Here is a 19,812-nt window from a genome sequence, read left to right as displayed (position 1 = left end):
CTGGTTTACGCTTGTGCGTTGCTTCCCATCAGTTCGTCGAAAGCAACTGCTTTCGTCGTGACTTTCGACAGGCCCAACACGTAAGTGACGACGTTTTCTTCCAATACAAGGGCTTCGATCTCACCCAGACGACGACGGTCGCTGTAGTAGTACTTCAGCACTTCGCGCGGATCTTCGTAGCTTTGGGCGAAATCTTCGATTTGCGCCTTGACTTGCTCAGGCGTCGCCTGCAGGTTGTTGTCGCCCACCAGTTGCGACAGGATCAGGCCCAGGCGTACGCGACGCTCGGCTTTTTCAGCGAACAATTCTGCTGGGAAAGGCACGTCCTTGACGTTCATGCCGCGCTGCGCCATGTCCTGGCGGGTCATTTCGGCCAGGCGCTCGGAATCCTGAGCGATCAGCGTTTTTGGCACTTCCAGCTCAGCAACTTTGATCAGCGCGTCCATGACGGCTTCCTTGTTGCGTGCTTTCACGCGGCCAGCGACTTCGCGCTGCAGGTTGACTTTGATGTCTTCGCGCATTTTGGCCAGGTCGCCGTCGGCAACGCCCAGGGACTTGGCGAATTCGGCATCGACTTCCGGCAGGTGCGCCCATTCCAGCTTTTGCAGCGTGATGGTGAACGAAGCGGTTTTGCCGGCAACGTCTTTACCATGGTAGTCCTCTGGGAACGACAATGGGAAAGTCTTGGACTCGCCCACTTTCAGGCCCAGCGTCGCTGCTTCGAATTCCGGCAGCATGCGGCCTTCGCCCAGCACGAAAGCGTAGCCTTCAGCTTTGCCGCCTGGGAATTCAACGCCGTCGATCGAGCCGACGAAGTCGACGGTCACGCGGTCGCCGTTGGCAGCGATAGCCTCACCGCCGTCGCCGTGTTCGCCAGCTTCACCCTTGGTGTGGAAGTGCACGCGCTGCTTGCGCAGGATGTCGATGGTCTTGTCGATTTCGGCTTCCGACACGTCGGCTTGCACGGTTTCGATTTCAACGGCCGTCAGGTCGCCGATGGCGACTTCCGGATACACTTCGAACGTGGCGTCGAAAGCCAGCTGGCCTTCGGCTGCTTCTTCTTTCGGCACGATGTTCGGGAAACCGGCCACGCGCAGATTGTTTTCGTTGGCGGCGTCGTTGAACGCGCGGCCGACTTTGTCATTCAGCACTTCGGATTCAATTTGGTAGCCGTATTGTGCTGCGACCATTTTCAACGGCACTTTGCCCGGACGGAAGCCCGGTGCCTTAGCCGTACGGGCTTGCACTTTCAGGCGCTTCTCAACTTCCGTGCGGACGTCCGTCAGCGGGAAGGAGATCGTGATACGACGTTCGAGTTTGCCCAAGGTTTCGACTGCAGTTGCCATGTAAAAAATCGTCCAAAAAATAAACACTGTTGGTGCGAGAAAAGAAGACCCGACCCCTTGCGCCATCACTGGCGGCAAGACATGGGCCCAGCTTCACTCGCTCGCATATTCATCTGTAAAAGCACTGAAAACAGGACGATGGACCTGGTCTACCCGGCAGAGGGAAAACCCGCACCAGGCACCAAACAATCCGCCGCTTCCAGTACTGCGACAGGGCTCCGAGCGTCCAGCCCTGCTTCTAAGTCAATGCAGGGCCGGCCATCATTCGGTAAAGCGTGGCATTATAACAAAGGACTTCGGGAAAGTGGCTGGCTTTGCAGCCCGGCCACAGAGGATACCGGCGGCGGCGAACGAATCGCTACAGCCTGGATGGCCCTGTCTTTACTCTTGCCCCGGCATTCTTTATTTCGCCAGAGACAGGCTTTCCAGCCTGCTTCGTTCATTAGTATATGCGAACTGGCGCCCCGTCCGAAACAAAGAAATGCGCTCCTGGCGAAGATTTCGGCCAAAAAACCTTTGATTTACCTCAATTTGGCCATTTTTCAGGCAAACCTAAGCCGCGCGCGCCCTCTCCAAGTGAATTTAAAGGAGAAAACATCATGAGCGATAGCGCACCCGGCAGTTCCAGCAACGCCAAAGCCAAGCTGCAAATGGTCCTCAGCCGCCTGCTCGACGGCGTCACGGACGACGACCTGCAAAAAATCCAGACGGAAGTCGATGAAATGGAATTGCGCATGAAGGGAGATGGCCACCACGACCACGACCACCCCACCGTCGCCTGACCCGGCAGTGGCTGCGCCTACCCTGCGAGCCGCACCACCGGATGCGGATGTGCTGACCGCCGTGGAAACGGCGCTGGCGACGCACCGCGCCTTTGGCGACAGCGGCTATATCCGCGACCAGCTGGCCGTCGCCTACCGGCGGCGCCTGCACAAGCTGGGCGCCACCCTACCCGAAGCCGCGCGGCTGGCTGGCCTGCTCGCTGGAGCGCCACCCGCGCGCCAGCGCCAGCTGCTGGGCGACACGGTGCTGCGCTGCGCCGTCCAGCACGCCATGCGCCAGCTGCACTTGGGCGACGAGTACGGACTGCCCCTGCCGCAATGCGCGGCGCTGTTCCAGGCGGCCGGCGAGCACCTGGACGCGGGCCTGCCCGGCGGCCCGCTGGTGGCGCATCTGCAGCCCATGGCACGCTTGCACGAAGCGCGCACCATGGATGAAGCGAACACCGAATGTGACACCTACATATGGCACGCCTGGCAGGAAGGCACGCCGTATGCGCGCGCTTTTCTTGCCGTGATGGAGGATAACTACGGCGCGCCGCTGGCCACCCCTACGCCGCAGGAACGGGCTCTGCTGCGCCGCGGGCTGGGCTTACTGAAAACCCTGCTGCCCCGCCTGACGGCCAGCGCGCTGTCCCATGTCCAGTTAATCGCCCTGTTTCCCAAGCTGGGCACGTGGCGCGGCAAGGCGTCCAGCTCGCAATTTCGCGTCAATGGCAGCGTGTTTCTGAACCAGGAACTGATTGGCAACCCCTGGTGGCTGGCCGAGCACTTGCTGCACGAGTCGCTGCACCAGAAACTATACGACTTCCGCCACGGCCACAGCCTGCTGGCGCCCGACTATGCGCGCGACGACGGCGCCAAGGTCTGTTCGTTGTGGAATGCCCCCGATAGCGAGGGCAATCACTATTGGGATGCCCACCGCACCTTGGCCGCCTTTCACGTGTATGTCCAGCTGGCCTTGCTGTGCCTGCTAGCCGAGCGGCAGGAAACGCTGCTTTCGCCCCAGTACGGCCCCATCGGCCAGCACATGAGCGGCAGCCGGCGCGCCATCGACCGCGCCCGCTACCTGGGCGAGCAATTGCAAAGCACAAGCTGGCAGGAACTGGGGCTGGCCGGGCGACAGATGACGCACTGGCTGCTCGACGTGCTCGACACGCTCGACACGCAACGGCGGCCCAGCGGCGCCACCCTGCACTTGCTGCTCGACCTGTACGACCGCCAGAGCCGCAAGCTTGATACTTTCCTCGCGCGGCAGCCGCCACCCCGCAGCGACACGCTGGCCGCCCAGGCGCAGCAAGAGATGGCGATGACGCACGAGGCGCTGTACCTGCTGGATAAGGAAGCGCCGCAGTCTACACATGCGCTGGAGTACAACTGGCCGCAGGCACGGCAGCGCGTCTTGCAGGCACTTTGGCCGCTGACTGAAGATGATAAATTAATGGAGAGAAGCGGCTACCCGCAGGCGCAGGCACTGATTGCGCAGATGGTGCAACAGTCGAGCCAGCAACTGGCCGCACTGGGCGCACTCGCTTAATTGTCTGCTTTGGAGAATATCTTGATGGTGCTGCACTTCCGGGCTGGAACAACCCGGATTGGTGCGGATGGGGAGACTCGAACTCCCAAGCCGAAGCACTGGCTTCTAAGACCAGCGTGTCTACCAATTCCACCACATCCGCATCTTTTGTACGCAGCTTGTACATACCACTTTGCTGCCACCCCTGATTTTAACAACTCGGGAGCGATCTGGCTACCGCGGACTTATAGAGCAAGCCCTCGGCAAAGCAAAGGCGGCATTCTACTGGATTTCCCAGAGGAATGCCGCCTTTTTTATGCCGACACCTTGATGCCGATTTCTATCCCGCTTTCGCGGTCACCGGCTCCGGCTTCCTGACCCGGAACCAGGCCGCATACAGGGCAGGCAGGAACAGCAGAGTCAAGGCCGTTGCCAGGATCAGGCCGCCCATGATGGCGACCGCCCAGCGTGATCCCCCCCAGAACACGGAACGCGACAGGGGAATCATGGTCAGCGCGGAGGAATTGCTTCCTTAGTTCCCTCCTTTGTCCAGCACCACCGGCTTCCTGACCCGGAACCAGGCCGCATACAGGGCCGGCAGGAACAGAAAGGTCAAGGCCGTTGCCAGGATCAGGCCGCCCATGATGGCGACCGCCCAGCGTGATCCCCCCTGAACACGGAACGCGACAGGGGAATCATGGTCAGCGCGGAGGAATTGCTTCCTTAGTTCCCTCCTTTGTCCAGCACCACCGGCTTCTTGACCCGGAACCAGGCCGCATACAGGGCCGGCAGGAACAGCAGAGTCAAGGCCGTTGCCAGGATCAGGCCGCCCATGATGGCGACCGCCATCGGGCCCCAGAACACGGAACGCGACAGGGGAATCATGGCCAGCGCCGCGGCGGCGGCCGTCAGTACGATGGGGCGGCAGCGGCGCACGGCCGAGTCGATGATGGCGTCCCATGGCGTCGACCCGTCATTGATGTCTTGCTCGATCTGGTCGACGAGGATCACCGAGTTGCGGATGATCATGCCGAACAGCGCGATGATGCCCAGGTTGGCGACGAAACCAAGTGGCCGGCCCAGCGCCAGCAAGGCAAAGGCGGCGCCCGCCACGCCCAGCGGCCCCGTCAGGAAGACCAGCAGGGACCGCGAGAAACTGTGCAGCTGCAGCATCAGCAAGGTGAAGATGATGAAAATGGCCAGCGGCAAGTTCGCCGAAATCGACGCTTCCGCCTCGCCGCTGTCGGCCGCCACGCCTTTCACGATGATGCGGTAACCGGCCGGCAATTTGGCGCGCAAGGCATCGAGTTGCGGCGCCAGTTGCGTCGACACGGTGGCGCCCTGGATGCCGTCGATCACGTCCGACTGCACGGTGATGGCCCATTCGCGCTTGTCGCGCCAGACGACGCCCGGTTCCCACACGAAATGCGCGCGGGCCAGCTGCGAGATGGGCACGGACTTACCCGTTGCAGTCGGGATATTCGTGTCATTCAGCACGGAAATCGTCGCCCGCTCTTCCAGGGGCTGGCGCACCTGGATATCGATCAGCTTATTGTCTTCGCGGAACTGGCCGATGACCGTGCCCGACAGAATCGTATTGGCCGCCTGCATCACCGTTTTCGAGGTGACGCCCAGCGCACGCATCTTGTCCTGGTCCAGGTCCAGCCGCAGCACTTTCACCGATTCGTTCCAGTTATCGTTCACGCCCAGGGTGTTCGGATTGGCGCGCATGATGTCCTTGACCTGGTCGGCAATGGCCCGCACGCCAGCCACCTCCGGCCCCATGACGCGAAATTGCACGGGATACGGCACCGGCGGTCCATTCGGCAACAGCTTGACCCGGCCCCGCACTTCCGGGAAATCTTTCTTGAAGACATCGACGATTTGCTGGCGCAAGCGTTCGCGGTCGGCCAGGCTCTTCGGCAAGACCACCACTTGCGATACGTTGGTCTGCGGGAAGATCTGGTCGAGCGGCAGGTAGAAACGGGGGCTGCCCGTGCCCACGTAGCTGGTGACGCTTTCCACGCCGTCGAGCTTGCCGACGAAGGCCTCGAATTTCTTCACCTGCTTTTCATTCGCGGCAAACGTCGTGCCTTCGGGCGACCACAATTCCACCATCAGCTCCGGACGGCTGGAATCGGGGAAGAATTGCTTTTCGATAAAGTTGAAGCCGTAAATACCCAGCGCAAAGATGGCGAGGGTGGCGGCGATCGTCGTCTTGCGCCATTCCACGCACCAGGTGACGGCACGGCGGAAACGGCGGAAGTTCGGCGTATCGAACAATTCATGGTCGTTACGCGCGTGCGGTTTCACCTTCAGCAAGATGTAGCCGATGTAGGGCGTGAAGACGACGGCCACCACCCACGAAATGATCAGGGCCAGCGCATTGACGGAAAACAAGGAGAACGTGTATTCGCCGGCGGCCGACTTGGCCAGGCCGATGGGCAAAAAGCCCGCCACCGTGATCAGGGTGCCCGTCAGCATGGGCATGGCCGTCGACGTGTAGGCGAACGTGGCCGCGTCGAAGCGGGACATGCCCTCTTCCATCTTGCGCACCATCATCTCGACGGCAATGATGGCATCATCGACCAGCAAGCCCAGCGCAATGATCAGGGCGCCCAGCGAGATCTTGTGCAAGTCGATGTCGAGCAGGCGCATGAACAGGAAGGTGACGGCCAGCACCAGCGGAATGGTCAGCGCCACCACCAGGCCCGGGCGCACGTCGATGCGCAGCGGCTTCGTGTGCAAGCCCAGCGCGACAAAGCTGACGGCCAGCACGATCAAAATGGCTTCGATCAGGGTGTGCACGAATTCGCCGACGGAAGCGGACACGGCTTCCGGCTGGTTCGACACGCGCTGCAACTCTATGCCCACCGGCAATTCGCTCTTCATGCGCGTGACCGTCGCCTGCAAGGCCTTGCCCATATCGATGATGTTGCCGCCCTTTTCCATCGACACGCCCAGGCCGATCACTTCCTTGCCATTGAAGCGCATCTTGTCCTTGGGCGGATCGACGAATTCACGTTTCACCGTGGCAAAGTCGCCGAGGCGGAAGGTGGTGCCGTTGGCGCGCAATTCCAGGTTTTCCAGGTCCTTGACGGTGACCATGGCGCCCGTCACGCGCACTTGCAGATTGTCCGTCGGCGTCACCAGCACGCCCGTGGCGTTGATGCTGTTTTGCTCGGATAATTGCTGCACGATGGCATCGAAAGGAATGCCCAACTGGGCAAATTTCTTGTGCGAAAAGATGATATTGATCTTTTCATCCTGCACGCCGAACAGTTCCACCTTCGACACCTGTCCCACGGCCAGCAGTTCCTGGCGCACCTTGTCCGCGTAATCCTTCATTTCCGCGTAGGTAAAACCATCGCCGGACAGGGCGAAGATGGAGCCATACGTGTCGCCGAACTCGTCGTTGAAGAACGGACCCACGACGCCGGACGGCAAGGTGCCCTTGATGTCGCCGATCTTCTTGCGCACCTGGTACCAGGCGGCGGCCGTTTCCTTGGGCGGCGCCGATTCGCGCAGCTCCAGCAGGATCAGGGTTTCGCCCGGCTTCGAGTAGCTGGTGATTTCATTGATGTAGGGCGTTTCCTGCAGCTTCTTTTCCAGCTTGTCCGTGACCTGCTCGGCCATCTGCAGCGCCGTGGCGCCGGGCCAGTACGCCTGCAAGACCATGGCGCGGAAGGTAAACGGGGGATCTTCATCCTGGCCCAGGCTGGCGTAGCTGAGCATGCCGCCGATCAGCAGCACGGCCATCAGGTAGCGCGTCAGCGGGATATGTTCGAGGGCCCAGCGCGACAGATTGAAGCCGCCCTTCATTTGGCGGCCCCCACGCTGACGGCGGCAGCGGCGACCTCAGGCTTGCTGGCCAGTTCGGCGCCGAGGATGGTCACTTTCTGACCAGGCTTGAGCAGGTTGACGCCGGCCGTGACCACCGTCTGCCCGGCTTTCACGCCCGAGGTCAGCAGCAATTCATTGCCCGCCACGCCGCCCACCGTCACCGGGACCAGCTTCACGGCGCCGTTTTCCACCACCCACACGGAGCTTTGCGATTTTTCATTGAACAGCGCCGTCAGCGGCACCTTGATCTGCGGCGTGGCCGTTTGCGAAGCGAACTGCACCACGGCCGTCATGCCCAGGCGCACTTGCGGCGCGTCCGGGATGCTGACCTTGGCCAGATAGGTGCGCGTGGCCGCGTCGGCCACGGGCGACACTTCGCGTATCTTGCCAGGCAAGCCCTGCTGCGGGTCGGCCCACAGGCGCACGGTGACATCCTTGACCTTGCGCAAGGTCTCCACCTTGTCTTCAGGAATGCCGATCACGACTTCCTTCTCGCCGCTCTTGGCCACCTGCACCACGGGCGCGCCGGGCGCTACCACCTGCCCCACTTCGGCCTCGATGCGCGTGACGACGCCGTCCGCATCGGCCAGCAGGCTGGCATAGCCGGACTGGTTCGCCTGGCCCCGGTACAGGGCTTGCGCCGCTTCCACGTTCGCCTGCGCCGCCTTGTAGGTGGCGTCCTTGCCATCGAGCACAGCCTGGCTGACGAAATTTTTCTCGCGCAAGTCCTGGTAGCGCTTCAATTCCGCGCGCGCCAGGTCGCGGTTCGTTTCCGCGCTCACCAGCGAGGCCTTGGCCTGCGCCTGCGACAGCTGCAAGTCGGCGGGGTCGAGCTGCATCAGCACTTGCCCCTTCTTCACGCTGGCGCCCACGTCGACCTTGCGCGCGACGATCTTGCCGCCCACGCGGAAACCCAGCTGCGACACGACGCGGGGCACGACCTCGCCCGACAGCTCGGCACTCACGTCAACATTACTGCTAGACAACACGATAGCACGCACGGGGCGCACGTCTTCCACCTTGACGGCAGGCTTGGAACAGGCCGCCAGGGTCAGCGCCAGGGCGGCGGCGGCAATCAGCCGCAGGGCGGGAAGTGCGGGTGCGCCGGTCTCGCGGCGCAGGGTTTTCAGGGCAAACAAGGTATTTTCCTTTACTATGCGGGCTGCAATATTTTTATGCGGAGAAACTTTTTGCCTGTCCTTTGGGCCAAGCCAAACTTTTTCGCACGCGATATCCTTAAATTTGTGACAATATCAGTTTGGTCGTGGCGGGGGGACGATTTTCCGCTAATGACTTTCTGGTTATTAATTATAATCGTGCGTAAAAGTTTTTAGTGACTTTTGCGTCATTAATCTTGAGACGTACAACGTCCGACCACATTCCAGCGTGTGCGGGAGTGCCGGACAAACGCAAGACTAGAGAAGTGTGTTCATGCCTGTAGACCATTACGAAAATTTTCCTGTTGCATCATTTTTACTGCCGCGCCGCCTGGTGCCCGCCGTCGAAGCCATCTATGCCTTCGCCCGCAGCGCCGACGACCTGGCCGACGAAGGCGACGCCGCGCCGGCCGAACGCCTGGCCTTTCTACACGCCTACGAAGAGGCGCTGGGCCGCATCGCCCGCGAAGAGGGCCATGCGGGCGAAAACGCCGCCATGTTCGAACGCCTGGCCGCCGTCATCGCCAAACACCAGTTGCCGCTCAAGCCGTTCTACGATCTGTTGTCCGCCTTCAAGCAGGACGTGGAAACGACGCGCTACGCCAGCTATGACGACGTGCTCGATTACTGCGCCCGCTCCGCCAACCCCGTGGGACTGCTGATGCTGCACCTGTACGGTGCGGCCGATGAACAGAATGTACGCGATTCCGATGCCATATGTTCAGCTTTGCAACTAATTAATTTCCTGCAAGACGTCGCCATCGACCAGCAAAAAGAGCGCATCTACCTGCCGATGGAAGACTTGAGCCGCTTTGCCGTCTCCGCCGCCGCCTTCGAGCGGCCCGAGGCGCACGGCAAGTGGAGCGCCCTGATGCGCTTCGAAGTGGCCCGCGCGCGCGCCCTGATGCTGTCCGGCGCGCCGCTGGCCCTGCGCTTGCGCGGCCGCATCGGCTGGGAACTGCGCCTGGTGGTGCAAGGGGGCTTGCGCATCCTGGAAGCCATCGAGGCCGTCAATTACGACGTGTTCCGGCGCCGTCCCAAGCTGGAGAAACGCGACTGGCTGATCATTTTCTGGCGCGCCCTGCGCATGTCGCGCAAAAGCCTGCGTCAAGAGACACAAGTAAAAACGGCTTTTCCCCCGTCGCCCACTCTGTAAGACGATAGAATAGCGGCTTCGATCTGCAACCCTTGCTCTTTTGACTATGTCTCCCGACGAATACTGCCAACAAAAGGCCGCCCAGAGCGGCTCCAGCTTCTACTACAGCTTCCTGTTCCTGCCGGCCGAACGCCGCAAGGCCATCACGGCCCTGTACGCCTTCTGTCGCGAAGTTGATGACACGGTCGACGAATGCACGGACGAAGCCGTGGCACGCACCAAGCTGGTCTGGTGGCGCAAGGAAGTCAAGGCCATGTACGAGGGCAACCCCACGCATCCCGTGATGCGCGCGCTGCAGCCGCACCTGGACATCTATAAGCTGGAAGAAAAGCATTTGCAGGCCATCATCGACGGCATGGAAATGGACTTGAACCAGACGCGCTACCTCGATTACCAGGCCATGAGCCGCTATTGCTGGCACGTGGCCAGCGTGGTGGGCATCTTGTCGGCCAGCATCTTTGGCGCGACCCGCCCGGAAACCCTGCTGTACGCGGAAAAGCTGGGCCATGCCTTCCAGCTGACCAACATCATCCGCGACGTGGGCGAAGATGCGCGCAAGGGGCGCATCTACCTGCCGATCAGCGAATTGCAGCAATTCAATGTGACGGCGGCCGATTTGCTGAACGCGCGCCACAGCGAAAACTTTGAAAACCTCATGCGCTTCCAGGTGGCGCGCGCGCAAAAAGCCTACGACGAAGCGTTCGCCCTGCTGCCGGCGGAAGACCGCCGCGCCCAGCGCCCGGGCCTGATCATGGCCGCCATCTACCGCACCCTGCTCAACGAAGTCGAGCGCGACGGCTATCACGTGCTGAACCAGCGCATCTCGCTCACGCCGATCCGCAAACTGTGGCTGGCCTGGAAGACCTGGGTTCGTGGCTGACAGTAGCGTGAAGCAGCGCTACGCCGTCATCGGCGCCGGCTGGGCCGGCTGCGCGGCGGCCATGGAACTGGCGCGCGCCGGCCATGCCGTCACGGTCTACGAGGCGGCGCGCACCCTGGGCGGACGCGCGCGCCGGGTCGAACGCGAAAGCACTGTGCTCGACAACGGCCAGCACATCCTGCTGGGCGCGTACACGGAAACATTGCGCCTGATCAAGCTGGCGGGGCGAGACCCTAGCGAGCTGATCCTCACGCTACCCCTGCAGATGCGCTATCCGGCCGGTTCCGACGGCATGGATTTCATCGCGCCGCGGCTGCCCGCGCCGCTGCACCTGGCGTGGGCCCTGCTGCGTGCCAAAGGTTTACAAGGCGCCGACAAACTGGCCCTGATGCGCTTTTCCACCGCCATGCGGTGGATGGGCTGGCAGTTGTACAACGACTGCACGGTCGGCGAACTGCTGCAGCGCTTCGACCAGACGGACCGCTTGAACCGGCTGATGTGGCATCCGCTATGCCTGGCGGCCTTGAATACCCCACCCGAGCGCGCCTCGGCCCGCGTTTTCATCAATGTGCTGCGCGACAGCCTGGGCGCATCGCGCCGCCGCGCCTCCGACATGCTGATCCCGAAAGCGGACCTGAGCGCCCTGTTGCCCGACGCGGCCGCCCGCTACGTGGAACAGCATGGCGGCGCAGTGCGCACGGGCGCCAAGATTGCCGCCTTGCACGGGCTGCCCGATGGCCGCTGGCGACTCGATGATGCGGATGTCTTTGACGGCGTCATCGTGGCCACCTCGTCCGTGCAAGCTTCCAGTCTGCTGCAAGGCTTGCACGACGCGCGCCTCGATGACGTTATTACCAAAATGCAGGCCTTCACGCCGGAAGCCATCAGCACCTGCTACCTGCAATACGACGCCTCGGTGCGCCTGGACTTGCCGTTTTACGCGCTCGTCGATGCGCCGCAGAAACAGCACTGGGGCCAGTTCGTCTTCGACCGGGGCCAGCTCGACGGTAACCAGGCGGGCTTGCTGGCCGTCGTCATCAGCGCGTCAGGCCCTGCCGCCGAGCAAGGTCATGGCCCGCTGGCGCAAGCGATCGCCGCGCAGCTGGCGCAGGTATTGCAGCGCCCTGCCCTGGCGCAGCCCCTGTGGACCCAGCTGATCACGGAAAAACGCGCCACCTTTGCCTGCACGCCGGACCTGGCCCGGCCCGGCAACGCCAGCGGCGTGCCTGGCCTGCTGCTGGCCGGCGACTACACGGCCAGTGACGACCGGACACAAGACTATCCGGCGACCATCGAAGCGGCCGTGCGCAGCGGCGTGGCGGCGGCCAGGGCCGTCACGACGGACCAAGCGGCAAAACAGACTTGACGGTGCATCCTGCCCTGGTGTCGCTCGCCCCCGCGAAATTGCATTCTGTCGCACCGCACTGGTGCGCTCGCGTGCGCTTGGGTACAGTCTGATCATCGACAACGGCCATGCCACAGAGGACTACCATGCACACCACCTTGCACTTGAAAAACAGCTTGAAAGCCGTGGCGCTGCTCGCTTGTGTGCTGCTCGCCACCCTGATCGTCATTCACGTACAGCAAGTGCCACAAACGCCATTGCTGCTGAGCCAGGCAAGCATGCTGCTGCCGGCGGTGGGCTGAGGCGGCGAAGCGGAGTGACAGGAAGAATATGATGAACAAGCAAGACTATCTCGAGGCGCTGCGGCGCGCGCTGGCAGGCTTGCCGCCGGACCTGGTGGCCAAGACCCTCGATTATTACGAACAGACCTTCATCGAAGGCGCGGCGGCCGGCCGCAGCGAGCACGAAATCGCCGACGACCTGGGCGACCCGAAAAAGATCGCCCTCACCTTGCGCAGCAGCACCCACCGCCAGGCGTTCGAGCAAAAGAAAACCCCCGTCAACCTGCTGCGCCTGCTCGTCTCGCTGGTGGGCCTGGCCATCTTCAACCTGTTCATGGTCGTGCCCGCAGCAGTCTACGCTGCGCTGCTGGCCGCCCTGTATGCGGTCGGCCTGAGCTTTTACCTGGCCGGCATCGCCATCACGGCCAGCGGCTTGTCCGGCGCCAACGAACTGGTGCTCGAGGGGCCGCTGCGCCACATCTTCATTCATGACGACGACGGCGAAGGCGACAAGCGGCGCGAAACGCGCATCACCATCGGCGACAAGGGCATCGAAATCGACCATGTGCCCGGCCCCTTGCAGCGTGAACCGGCCGAAGCCGAGGCGCCCGGCGCTTCGTCGCGCATGATGGAGCGGGCCGAAGCGCTGGCCGGCGGCGGCGTCCGCATCTCCACCGACATGGACCGCGATGCGCGCACCACACAAACGGTCTTCGGCGTGGGCATGCTGCTCGGCGGCATCGCCATCTTCCTGCTCAGTCTGGTGGTCACGCGCTATACCTTGATCGGTATCAAGCGCTATATCGCCATGAATGTCTCCCTGCTCAAAGGTCACTAGAAAGGCTGCCATGAAACGCTTGCTCAAAGTCGGCCTGTCCATGCTCCTGCTGGCCATGGTCCTGATCGCCATGTCGTATGCGGCGCTGCGCGCCAAGGGGATCAGCAATCCCAGCAGCGCTGCCGGCCGCGCCGTGCGCAGCGATACGCGCCCGATTTCCGCCAATATCAACAGCATCGATCTGGCCGGCCCCATCGACCTGGTGCTGCGCCGCGGCGCCACGCCATCGCTGAAAGTGAGCGGCGAGCAACGCCTGCTGTCGAATGTCGACACGACGGCCGACGGCACGACCCTGCATATCGGCCCGAAAGGCATGCTGTTCCACCATCGCCAGCCGCTGCAGGTGGAACTGGTGCTGCCAGCCCTCGTGCGACTGGAAGTGCACGGCAATGGCGACAGCAGGATCACGGGATTTTCCGGCGACAGTTTCATCCTGGAACTCATGGGTTCAGGCGACGTCAGCTTCACGGGCCGCTACAAGCAGGTGCAGGCGACCGTCAACGGCAGTGGCGACCTCGACATCAATGCCGGCAACAGCGACAGCGTAGTGCTGGAAATGGTAGGCTCCGGGCGCATCTCCGCCAGCGGCAACACGAAATTCCTGCGTGCCGACCTGAGCGGCTCAGGCGACATCGACGCCGAACACATGGCGGCCGACAAGGCCAGCGTCAGTCTGCAAGGCTCGGGCCAGAGCACCGTCTTCGTGCGCGACGCCGCCAACCTGACCCTGCGCGGCAGCGGCGACATCCACGTCTACGGCAACCCGCGCCAGCGCGAGACCCAAAAAAGCGGTTCAGGCGATATCATCTGGCACTGATGATGACGGTTCTCTAACGACTCTTTTCCAGCCATGCCACGGCCTGCTCGCCGGCCGCCTTGCCTTGCGCCAGGCAGGCCGTCAGCAGGTAGCCGCCCGTCGGCGCTTCCCAGTCCAGCATTTCCCCCGCCACGAAGACGCCTGGCATGGCGCGCAGCATGCTGCCGTCAATGCCGTCGAAGTCCACGCCGCCGGCGCTGCTGATGGCTTCATCGATGGGGCGCGGACGCTTGAGCGTGACGGGCAGCAGCTTGATGGCGGCCGCCAGCCTGGCCTCGTCGGCAAAGTCGGCCGCGCTCAGGCATTCGCGCAGCAGGCCCGATTTCACGCCTTTGATGCCCAGCCGGCTTTGCAGATGGCTGGACATGGAACGGGCGCCGCGCGGCCGCGTCACTTCCTCGAACACGCGTGCATGACTGTGATCGGGCGCCAGGTCGAGCCAGATGGTGGCGCTGCCGTCGCGTGCGATCTGCTCGCGCAGCGCGGCCGACAGCGCGTAGATCAGGCTGCCTTCGACGCCGCCCGCCGTGATGACGAACTGCCCCTGGCGCTTGATGATCAAGCCGTCGATATCGCGCGCCGTGATGGCCACCGTCGCCAGCGGCTCGCCCGCATGGCGGCTGCTGAAATGGTCGCTCCAGTCCACGTCGAAGCCGCAATTGGCCGGCGCCAGCGCTTCCACGGCCACGCCCTGCCCTTGCAGCAGCGGCACCCAGGCGCCGTCCGATCCCAGCCGCGCCCAGCTGCCGCCGCCCAGGGCCAGGATCACGGCGTCAAAGGCGCGCAGGCGTTCGCCGTCCGGCGTGGCGAAGGCCAGCTGGCCGTTCTGCCAGCCCGTCCAGCGGTGGCGCATGTGAAATTGCGCGCCCGCTTCGCGCAGGCGGTGCAGCCAGGCGCGCAGCAAGGGCGCGGCCTTCATGTCGGTGGGGAAGACGCGGTTCGACGAGCCGACGAAGGTGTCCACGCCCAGGCCGTGCACCCAGTCGCGCACCTTTTGCGGGCCGAACTGGTCCAGCGCCGGTTTCACACAGTGCGCCCGCCTGCCGTAGCGCGAGACGAAGCCCTGGTAGCCTTCCGCGTGCGTGATGTTCATGCCGCCCCGCCCGGCCAGCAGGAATTTGCGGCCGACGGACGGCATGGCGTCGAACAGTTCCACCCTGGCTCCCTGGTCGGTGGCCGCCTGGGCCGCCATCAGGCCGGCAGGGCCGCCGCCGATGACGGCGATGTGGAAGGGAGGAAGGCTGGAATGGGTCATGGCACGCTGGAAGACGGTGAAAACCCCGGCATTTTAGTCGAGATAAGGTCCGGGGATGGCAAGAATGCCGAAAAATGATGCATACTGCGCGGAGATGCCGCAGCGACCGGCGGCTTGACTTCACGCGACAACGCGACGACAAGAGGAGAAACACATGGGCGCAGGATTCTGGATTTCCCGCTATTTGCTGGCCAGTTCGATCTTATTCATCATCCTGACGGTGGTCGAGTACAGCAAGGGCACCACCAGCCAGGCCGACATTCTCAGCGCGCTGGCCTGGTCGCTGGTGGCGTCGGCCATCTTCATCGGTTCGAAGTACTGGCGCTACCGAAAGGCCGTCGCTTGCGCCACGTGCAGTGACACCACTGCCAGCAAGCCGAAAACCCGGGCTTGACGCAAAAACGGCCGCTTCGATGAAGTGGCCGTCTTGTCTGAGAAACGGGATCAGCCGCCCGTTACGGGCGGGAAGAACGCCACCTCGTCGCCTTCGCCTATCACGGTATCGGCATCGCACATCACCTGCTTGTGCGCCGTGCGCAGCGCGCGGCCCTGGGCCAGTGCGTATTCCCAGTTGCCGCCGCGGGCGATCAGCAGGGTTCTCACCTCGCCCACCGTCAGCGGCCCGGCCACTTCCAGCACTTCGTGGCCCGTGCCCACCAGTTCGCGCACACTGGCAAAAAATCGCAGATTGATCTTCATCGATGCTTCCTTAGTACAGCAATTCGTTAAACGGGATAAAACGCAGCATGTCGCCGCGCGCAATCGACAATCCCGGCGGGCAATCGATCAAGCCGTCGCCCCACACGGTGGAGGTCAGCACGCCCGAACTCTGGTTGGCGAACAATTCCAGCTCGCCCTCGTCATTGACCCTGGCGCGCAGGAACTCGTTGCGCTTGTCCGCCTTCAGGCGCTCGAACGCGGCCGGCAGCTGGTAACTGCGCGGCGCCAGGTTCCCCGCCACGCCCTGCAGGCGCAGGATGAACGGGCGCACGAACAGCAAAAACGTGACAAAGCTGGAGACGGGATTGCCGGGCAAGCCGACAAAGAAGGCGTCCCGCACTTCGCCGAACGCCAAGGGTTTACCCGGCTTGACGGCGATCTGCCACATGTTCAAGCGCCCTTCCGCTTCCACGGCCGGCTTGATATGATCTTCCTCGCCCACGGACACGCCGCCCGAGGTGATGATCAAGTCGTTGCCCTGGGCCGCCTGGCGCAGCACGGCGCGCGTCGCTTCCAGGCTGTCGGGCACGATGCCCAGGTCCGTGATCTCGCAACCCAGATTTTCCAGCAGGCCGCGCAAGGTAAAGCGGTTCGAATTGTAGACGGCGCCCGGCGCCAGCGGTTCGCCGGGCATGGCCAGCTCGTCGCCCGTGAAAAACACGGCCACGCGCAGCTTGCGCAGCACGGGTACTTGCGCCAGGCCCACCGAGGCGGCCAGGCCCATTTCCTGGCTGCGCAGGCGCCGGCCGGCGCCGAGGATCTCGCCGCCTGCGCGGATATCCTCGCCCTGACGGCGCACCCATTCCCCGGCTTTCGGCACGTGGTTGACCGTCACCACGCCGTCCGCCGCCGTGCACTGCTCCTGCATTACGACGCAATCGGCGCCGTCCGGGATCAGGGCGCCCGTGAAGATGCGCGCCGCCGTCCCCGGCTGCAAAGGCTGGCCCACGTGGCCGGCCGCGATGCGCTGCGACACGGGCAGGCTGGCCGCGCCGCTGGCGCAATCCTGCGCGCGCACGGCGTAGCCATCCATCTGCGTGTTGTCGCGCTCGGGCACGTTCAGGGTCGACGTCTGCGCCGTGGCCAGCACGCGGCCGTTGGCGTGCATGGTGTCGACCAGTTCCACCTCGGCCACCGGGCGCGCCGCGCCCAGCATGAAGGCCTGCGCCTCGGCCACCGACAGCATCGGTTTGCGTTGCGCGGCCGGATCGTTCATCACAGGCCCGCTCATCACAAGCCCGTATTGGCGGCGATATACGCCTTCATTTTCTCGACGTCCGCGTCCATCACGACAAACTTCTGCGGCAAGTCCTCGATGTTCTCGAAGCCGGCCGGCCGCTCCGCGTCCACGCCCAGCGCTTCGAGGATGGTTTCGTTGAACTTGGCCGCCAGCGCCGTTTCCAGCACGATCATCGGCACGTTCGGCTCCAGGTGCTCGCGCGCCACCTTGATGCCGTCGGCCGTGTGCGTGTCGATGGTGATGCCGTAGTCGTCGGCCACGTCGCGGATGGTGTCGAGGCGGTCCTGGTGCGTGGACTTGCCGGACTTGAAGCCATACTTGGCCACCAGCTTGAACTCGTCGCCATCGCTGCCCGGCTTGCCGGAGAGGTCAAAGCCGCCATGCGTTTCCACTTTCGTGAACAGGGCGCGCACCCGGTCGCTGTCGCGGCCCACGAGGTCGTAGACGAAGCGCTCGAAGTTCGACGCCTTCGAGATATCCATCGACGGGCTGCTCGTGTGGTACGTCTCGGCGGACTTGCGCACGCGGTAGACGCCCGTGCGGAAAAATTCATCGAGCACGTCGTTTTCATTCGTCGCGGCCACCAGTTTCGAGATCGGCAGCCCCATCATGCGGGCGATATGGCCGGCGCAGATATTGCCGAAGTTACCCGACGGCACCGTGAACGACACTTTTTGCTCGTTGCTGGTGGTGGCCGCCAGGTAGCCGCGGAAGTAGTACACGACCTGCGCCACGACACGCGCCCAGTTGATGGAATTGACGGTGCCAATTTTCTGCTTCGCCTTGAACGGCAGGTCGTTCGACACGGCTTTTACCATATCCTGGCAGTCGTCGAACACGCCTTCGACGGCGATGTTGTAGATGTTCGGGTCTTGCAGGCTGAACATCTGCGCCGTCTGGAAGGCGCTCATTTTCTTGTGCGGCGACAGCATGAAGACGCGGATGCCCTTCTTGCCGCGCATCGCGTATTCGGCCGCGCTGCCCGTGTCGCCCGAGGTGGCGCCGAAGATATTGAGTTCGGCGTCGTGCTTGGCCAGCGTGTATTCGAAAAGGTTGCCCAGCAGCTGCATGGCCATGTCCTTGAAGGCCAGGGTCGGGCCGTTCGACAGCGCCTGCAGCATCAGGGTGGTCGATCCGCCCTTGACGACGTTTTCCTCGAGCACGCGCAGCGGCGTGATGTCGGCCGCGTTTTCGCCGGCGCGGGCGTTCTTGTAGACTGCCTTGGTATAGGTTTTCGCCGTCAGCGCCTTCAGGTCCGCGGCCGGGATATCGGTGGCGAACTTCTTCAGGATTTCGTAGGCCAGGTCGGCATACGACAATGTGCGCCAGGCGTTGAGCTCGGCACCAGTGACTTGCGGGTAATGTTCTGGGAGATACAGTCCGCCATCGGGGGCCAGGCCGCCCAGGAGGATGTCGGAGAATTGCTGCAAAGATGATTGTTGCGATTGCGATGGCGCTTTATCAGCGCGGGTAGACACGTAATGCATAGATTTGAAGAGTCCAGTTGAGCTGAGTGCGGTTGATCATGAATGGCAGCGGATATTATAGTGCCAGCCGCCGTCCAAGGCGAATCGCGTGCGTACGCAAGCGCCCTGGCCCCCGTGCCTGTTGTCAAACAGCAGCGTCCGGCGGGGCCGGAATCATGGCAAAGGCATTGCATTTTGGAAATTTCTTATGACGAGATCAACGCCCTGCATAAAGATGGCCCCGCATGCTGGCGTGCGTGCCTGATTTGCGCCACACTGGCGCTTGTCGGCCGAACTGCGGCCATTCATGGAACCGGCCATGTCGCTGAGTAAAAAACCGTATCTGCAAAGCGCCGCGCTGCGCCCTGACGCCGTCGTCGACCTCGATCACTATCCGTTCACCATCCCCGCCATCCGCGACTTCGTGCACATGGATTTCCATCCCGACGTGACGTTTTTCGTGGGCGAGAACGGCAGCGGCAAGTCGACCATGCTCGAAGCGCTGGCCGTGGGGCTGGGCTTCGGCAAGGATGGCGGCACGCGCAACGTGCGCATCGCCCTGCCGTCGGACGAGGAATCGGGCTTGCATGCGCACTTGCGCCTGAGCAAGAGCTATAAAAAACCCGAGGACAGCTATTTCCTGCGCGCCGAAAGCTTTTTCAACGTCGCCACCTACATGGACGACATGCCCGAATACCTGGCCAGCTATGGCGGCAAGTCGCTGCACGCGCAATCGCACGGCGAAGCGTTCATGGCGACCCTGATCAACAAGCTGCGCGGAAAAGGCTTGTACCTGCTGGACGAACCCGAGGCAGCCCTGTCGCCGAGCCGCCAGATGGCCGCATTGTCCGTGATCCACCAGCTGGTGCAGGACGACTCGCAGCTGATCATCGCCACCCACTCGCCCATCCTGCTGGCCTACCCAAACGCGAAAATCCTCAGCTTTACGGGCGGCGGCATCCATGAGGTGGCTTATGAAGACACGGAACACTACGCCGTGACGCGCGATTTTTTGAATCACTACCCGCGGAGGCTGGAGCAGTTGTTTGAGGAAGATTAAGGCGATTCCGTCTTTATATCAGCGCCCGGGACGTCACGGCGGCGCGAGAAACCGTAGCGAGCAAGCCCAATGTCGCGTTGAGTAGCGCAGCCGTACCAGGGTACGGCGAGCAA

Annotated in this window: 17 protein-coding genes and 1 tRNA gene; 10 read left to right on the top strand and 8 right to left on the bottom strand. The window is 62.9% G+C overall.

From position 1 onward, the window contains the following. Window positions 1-5: 5 nt before the first annotated feature. Complete coding sequence (gene tig / locus ACQ4W4_RS21145) at window positions 6-1,346, bottom strand: trigger factor (RefSeq protein WP_046685568.1); 1,341 nt, start codon at window positions 1,344-1,346, stop codon at window positions 6-8. A 599-nt stretch (window positions 1,347-1,945) separates the two neighbouring features. On the opposite strand from tig, the gene ACQ4W4_RS21140 reads away from it, so the two are divergent. Together ACQ4W4_RS21140 and ACQ4W4_RS21135 are read left to right on the top strand one after the other, a co-directional pair. Further along, window positions 1,946-2,128: a hypothetical protein gene (locus ACQ4W4_RS21140; RefSeq protein ID WP_326456171.1), complete on the top strand. Its 183-nt coding sequence runs from the start codon at window positions 1,946-1,948 to the stop codon at window positions 2,126-2,128. Next, entirely contained in the window at window positions 2,091-3,662 is a 1,572-nt protein-coding gene (locus tag ACQ4W4_RS21135) for a hypothetical protein (RefSeq protein ID WP_436543624.1), read from the top strand. Before ACQ4W4_RS21140 ends, ACQ4W4_RS21135 begins: the two co-directional genes overlap by 38 nt. A 59-nt stretch (window positions 3,663-3,721) precedes the next feature. Here the strand turns inward: ACQ4W4_RS21135 and ACQ4W4_RS21130 are convergent. The 3 genes from ACQ4W4_RS21130 to ACQ4W4_RS21120 all read right to left on the bottom strand — a co-directional run bounded on the left by ACQ4W4_RS21130 (window position 3,722) and on the right by ACQ4W4_RS21120 (window position 8,623). Next, a tRNA-Leu gene (locus ACQ4W4_RS21130) sits at window positions 3,722-3,804 on the bottom strand. A 560-nt stretch (window positions 3,805-4,364) separates the two neighbouring features. Continuing rightward, window positions 4,365-7,463, bottom strand: a complete 3,099-nt coding sequence (locus ACQ4W4_RS21125; protein WP_436543623.1) for an efflux RND transporter permease subunit — start codon at window positions 7,461-7,463, stop codon at window positions 4,365-4,367. Beyond that, window positions 7,460-8,623, bottom strand: a complete 1,164-nt coding sequence (locus ACQ4W4_RS21120) for an efflux RND transporter periplasmic adaptor subunit (RefSeq protein ID WP_436496666.1) — start codon at window positions 8,621-8,623, stop codon at window positions 7,460-7,462. Before ACQ4W4_RS21120 ends, ACQ4W4_RS21125 begins: the two co-directional genes overlap by 4 nt. 292 nt (window positions 8,624-8,915) lie before the next feature. Here ACQ4W4_RS21120 and hpnC point away from each other — a divergent pair, with 292 nt between their 5' ends. From hpnC to ACQ4W4_RS21090, 6 genes are all read left to right on the top strand, one after another. Continuing rightward, window positions 8,916-9,797, top strand: a complete 882-nt coding sequence (hpnC, locus tag ACQ4W4_RS21115; protein ID WP_436543622.1) for a squalene synthase HpnC — start codon at window positions 8,916-8,918, stop codon at window positions 9,795-9,797. 46 nt (window positions 9,798-9,843) lie between these two features. After that, entirely contained in the window at window positions 9,844-10,677 is an 834-nt protein-coding gene (gene hpnD, locus ACQ4W4_RS21110) for a presqualene diphosphate synthase HpnD (RefSeq protein WP_436543647.1), read from the top strand. Further along, the gene (gene hpnE / locus ACQ4W4_RS21105) at window positions 10,670-12,043 is read left to right on the top strand and encodes a hydroxysqualene dehydroxylase HpnE (RefSeq protein WP_436543621.1); all 1,374 of its coding nucleotides are present in this window, start codon (window positions 10,670-10,672) and stop codon (window positions 12,041-12,043) included. Before hpnD ends, hpnE begins: the two co-directional genes overlap by 8 nt. Before the next feature lie 125 nt (window positions 12,044-12,168). Further along, complete coding sequence (locus tag ACQ4W4_RS21100; protein ID WP_436543620.1) at window positions 12,169-12,324, top strand: hypothetical protein; 156 nt, start codon at window positions 12,169-12,171, stop codon at window positions 12,322-12,324. A 28-nt stretch (window positions 12,325-12,352) separates the two neighbouring features. Beyond that, window positions 12,353-13,141: a DUF1700 domain-containing protein gene (locus tag ACQ4W4_RS21095; protein WP_436543619.1), complete on the top strand. Its 789-nt coding sequence runs from the start codon at window positions 12,353-12,355 to the stop codon at window positions 13,139-13,141. A gap of 10 nt (window positions 13,142-13,151) precedes the next feature. Next, on the top strand, window positions 13,152-13,958 hold the full coding sequence (locus ACQ4W4_RS21090) for a head GIN domain-containing protein (RefSeq protein WP_436543618.1): 807 nt from the start codon (window positions 13,152-13,154) through the stop codon (window positions 13,956-13,958). Window positions 13,959-13,971: 13 nt separating this feature from the next. Here ACQ4W4_RS21090 and ACQ4W4_RS21085 read toward each other — a convergent pair whose 3' ends face one another. Then, on the bottom strand, window positions 13,972-15,213 hold the full coding sequence (locus tag ACQ4W4_RS21085) for a TIGR03862 family flavoprotein (RefSeq protein WP_436543617.1): 1,242 nt from the start codon (window positions 15,211-15,213) through the stop codon (window positions 13,972-13,974). 154 nt (window positions 15,214-15,367) lie between these two features. Here ACQ4W4_RS21085 and ACQ4W4_RS21080 point away from each other — a divergent pair, with 154 nt between their 5' ends. Beyond that, on the top strand, window positions 15,368-15,607 hold the full coding sequence (locus tag ACQ4W4_RS21080; RefSeq protein ID WP_436543616.1) for a hypothetical protein: 240 nt from the start codon (window positions 15,368-15,370) through the stop codon (window positions 15,605-15,607). A gap of 50 nt (window positions 15,608-15,657) precedes the next feature. On the opposite strand, the gene ACQ4W4_RS21075 is transcribed toward ACQ4W4_RS21080, so the two are convergent. From ACQ4W4_RS21075 to thrC, 3 genes are read right to left on the bottom strand one after another with little or no spacing between them, the layout of a single operon-like run. Then, window positions 15,658-15,912, bottom strand: coding sequence for a MoaD/ThiS family protein (locus ACQ4W4_RS21075; RefSeq protein WP_436543615.1), 255 nt, complete (start codon window positions 15,910-15,912; stop codon window positions 15,658-15,660). Between the two features lie 10 nt (window positions 15,913-15,922). Continuing rightward, complete coding sequence (locus tag ACQ4W4_RS21070; protein ID WP_436543646.1) at window positions 15,923-17,149, bottom strand: molybdopterin molybdotransferase MoeA; 1,227 nt, start codon at window positions 17,147-17,149, stop codon at window positions 15,923-15,925. 14 nt (window positions 17,150-17,163) lie between these two features. Further along, window positions 17,164-18,660, bottom strand: a complete 1,497-nt coding sequence (gene thrC / locus ACQ4W4_RS21065; protein ID WP_436543614.1) for a threonine synthase — start codon at window positions 18,658-18,660, stop codon at window positions 17,164-17,166. A gap of 298 nt (window positions 18,661-18,958) precedes the next feature. Here thrC and ACQ4W4_RS21060 point away from each other — a divergent pair, with 298 nt between their 5' ends. Beyond that, entirely contained in the window at window positions 18,959-19,699 is a 741-nt protein-coding gene (locus tag ACQ4W4_RS21060) for an AAA family ATPase (RefSeq protein WP_436543613.1), read from the top strand. Window positions 19,700-19,812: the final 113 nt, after the last annotated feature.

This window comes from Janthinobacterium glycogeni, assembly GCF_051380725.1.
Lineage (GTDB): Bacteria > Pseudomonadota > Gammaproteobacteria > Burkholderiales > Burkholderiaceae_D > Janthinobacterium.
This window is presented reverse-complemented; position numbering and strand designations above follow the sequence as displayed.

Bases quoted from the DNA above. Each gene is read 5' to 3' on its own strand.
- hpnD (WP_436543647.1), top strand. From the start codon at position 9,844: ATGTCTCCCGACGAATACTGCCAACAAAAGGCCGCCCAGAGCGGCTCC.
- thrC (WP_436543614.1), bottom strand. From the start codon at position 18,660: ATGCATTACGTGTCTACCCGCGCTGATAAAGCGCCATCGCAATCGCAA.
- ACQ4W4_RS21060 (WP_436543613.1), top strand. From the start codon at position 18,959: ATGTCGCTGAGTAAAAAACCGTATCTGCAAAGCGCCGCGCTGCGCCCT.
- ACQ4W4_RS21075 (WP_436543615.1), bottom strand. From the start codon at position 15,912: ATGAAGATCAATCTGCGATTTTTTGCCAGTGTGCGCGAACTGGTGGGC.
- ACQ4W4_RS21135 (WP_436543624.1), top strand. From the start codon at position 2,091: ATGGCCACCACGACCACGACCACCCCACCGTCGCCTGACCCGGCAGTG.
- ACQ4W4_RS21085 (WP_436543617.1), bottom strand. From the start codon at position 15,213: ATGACCCATTCCAGCCTTCCTCCCTTCCACATCGCCGTCATCGGCGGC.
- hpnC (WP_436543622.1), top strand. From the start codon at position 8,916: ATGCCTGTAGACCATTACGAAAATTTTCCTGTTGCATCATTTTTACTG.
- ACQ4W4_RS21095 (WP_436543619.1), top strand. From the start codon at position 12,353: ATGATGAACAAGCAAGACTATCTCGAGGCGCTGCGGCGCGCGCTGGCA.
- ACQ4W4_RS21090 (WP_436543618.1), top strand. From the start codon at position 13,152: ATGAAACGCTTGCTCAAAGTCGGCCTGTCCATGCTCCTGCTGGCCATG.
- ACQ4W4_RS21100 (WP_436543620.1), top strand. From the start codon at position 12,169: ATGCACACCACCTTGCACTTGAAAAACAGCTTGAAAGCCGTGGCGCTG.
- ACQ4W4_RS21070 (WP_436543646.1), bottom strand. From the start codon at position 17,149: ATGAACGATCCGGCCGCGCAACGCAAACCGATGCTGTCGGTGGCCGAG.
- tig (WP_046685568.1), bottom strand. From the start codon at position 1,346: ATGGCAACTGCAGTCGAAACCTTGGGCAAACTCGAACGTCGTATCACG.
- ACQ4W4_RS21140 (WP_326456171.1), top strand. From the start codon at position 1,946: ATGAGCGATAGCGCACCCGGCAGTTCCAGCAACGCCAAAGCCAAGCTG.
- ACQ4W4_RS21080 (WP_436543616.1), top strand. From the start codon at position 15,368: ATGGGCGCAGGATTCTGGATTTCCCGCTATTTGCTGGCCAGTTCGATC.
- ACQ4W4_RS21125 (WP_436543623.1), bottom strand. From the start codon at position 7,463: ATGAAGGGCGGCTTCAATCTGTCGCGCTGGGCCCTCGAACATATCCCG.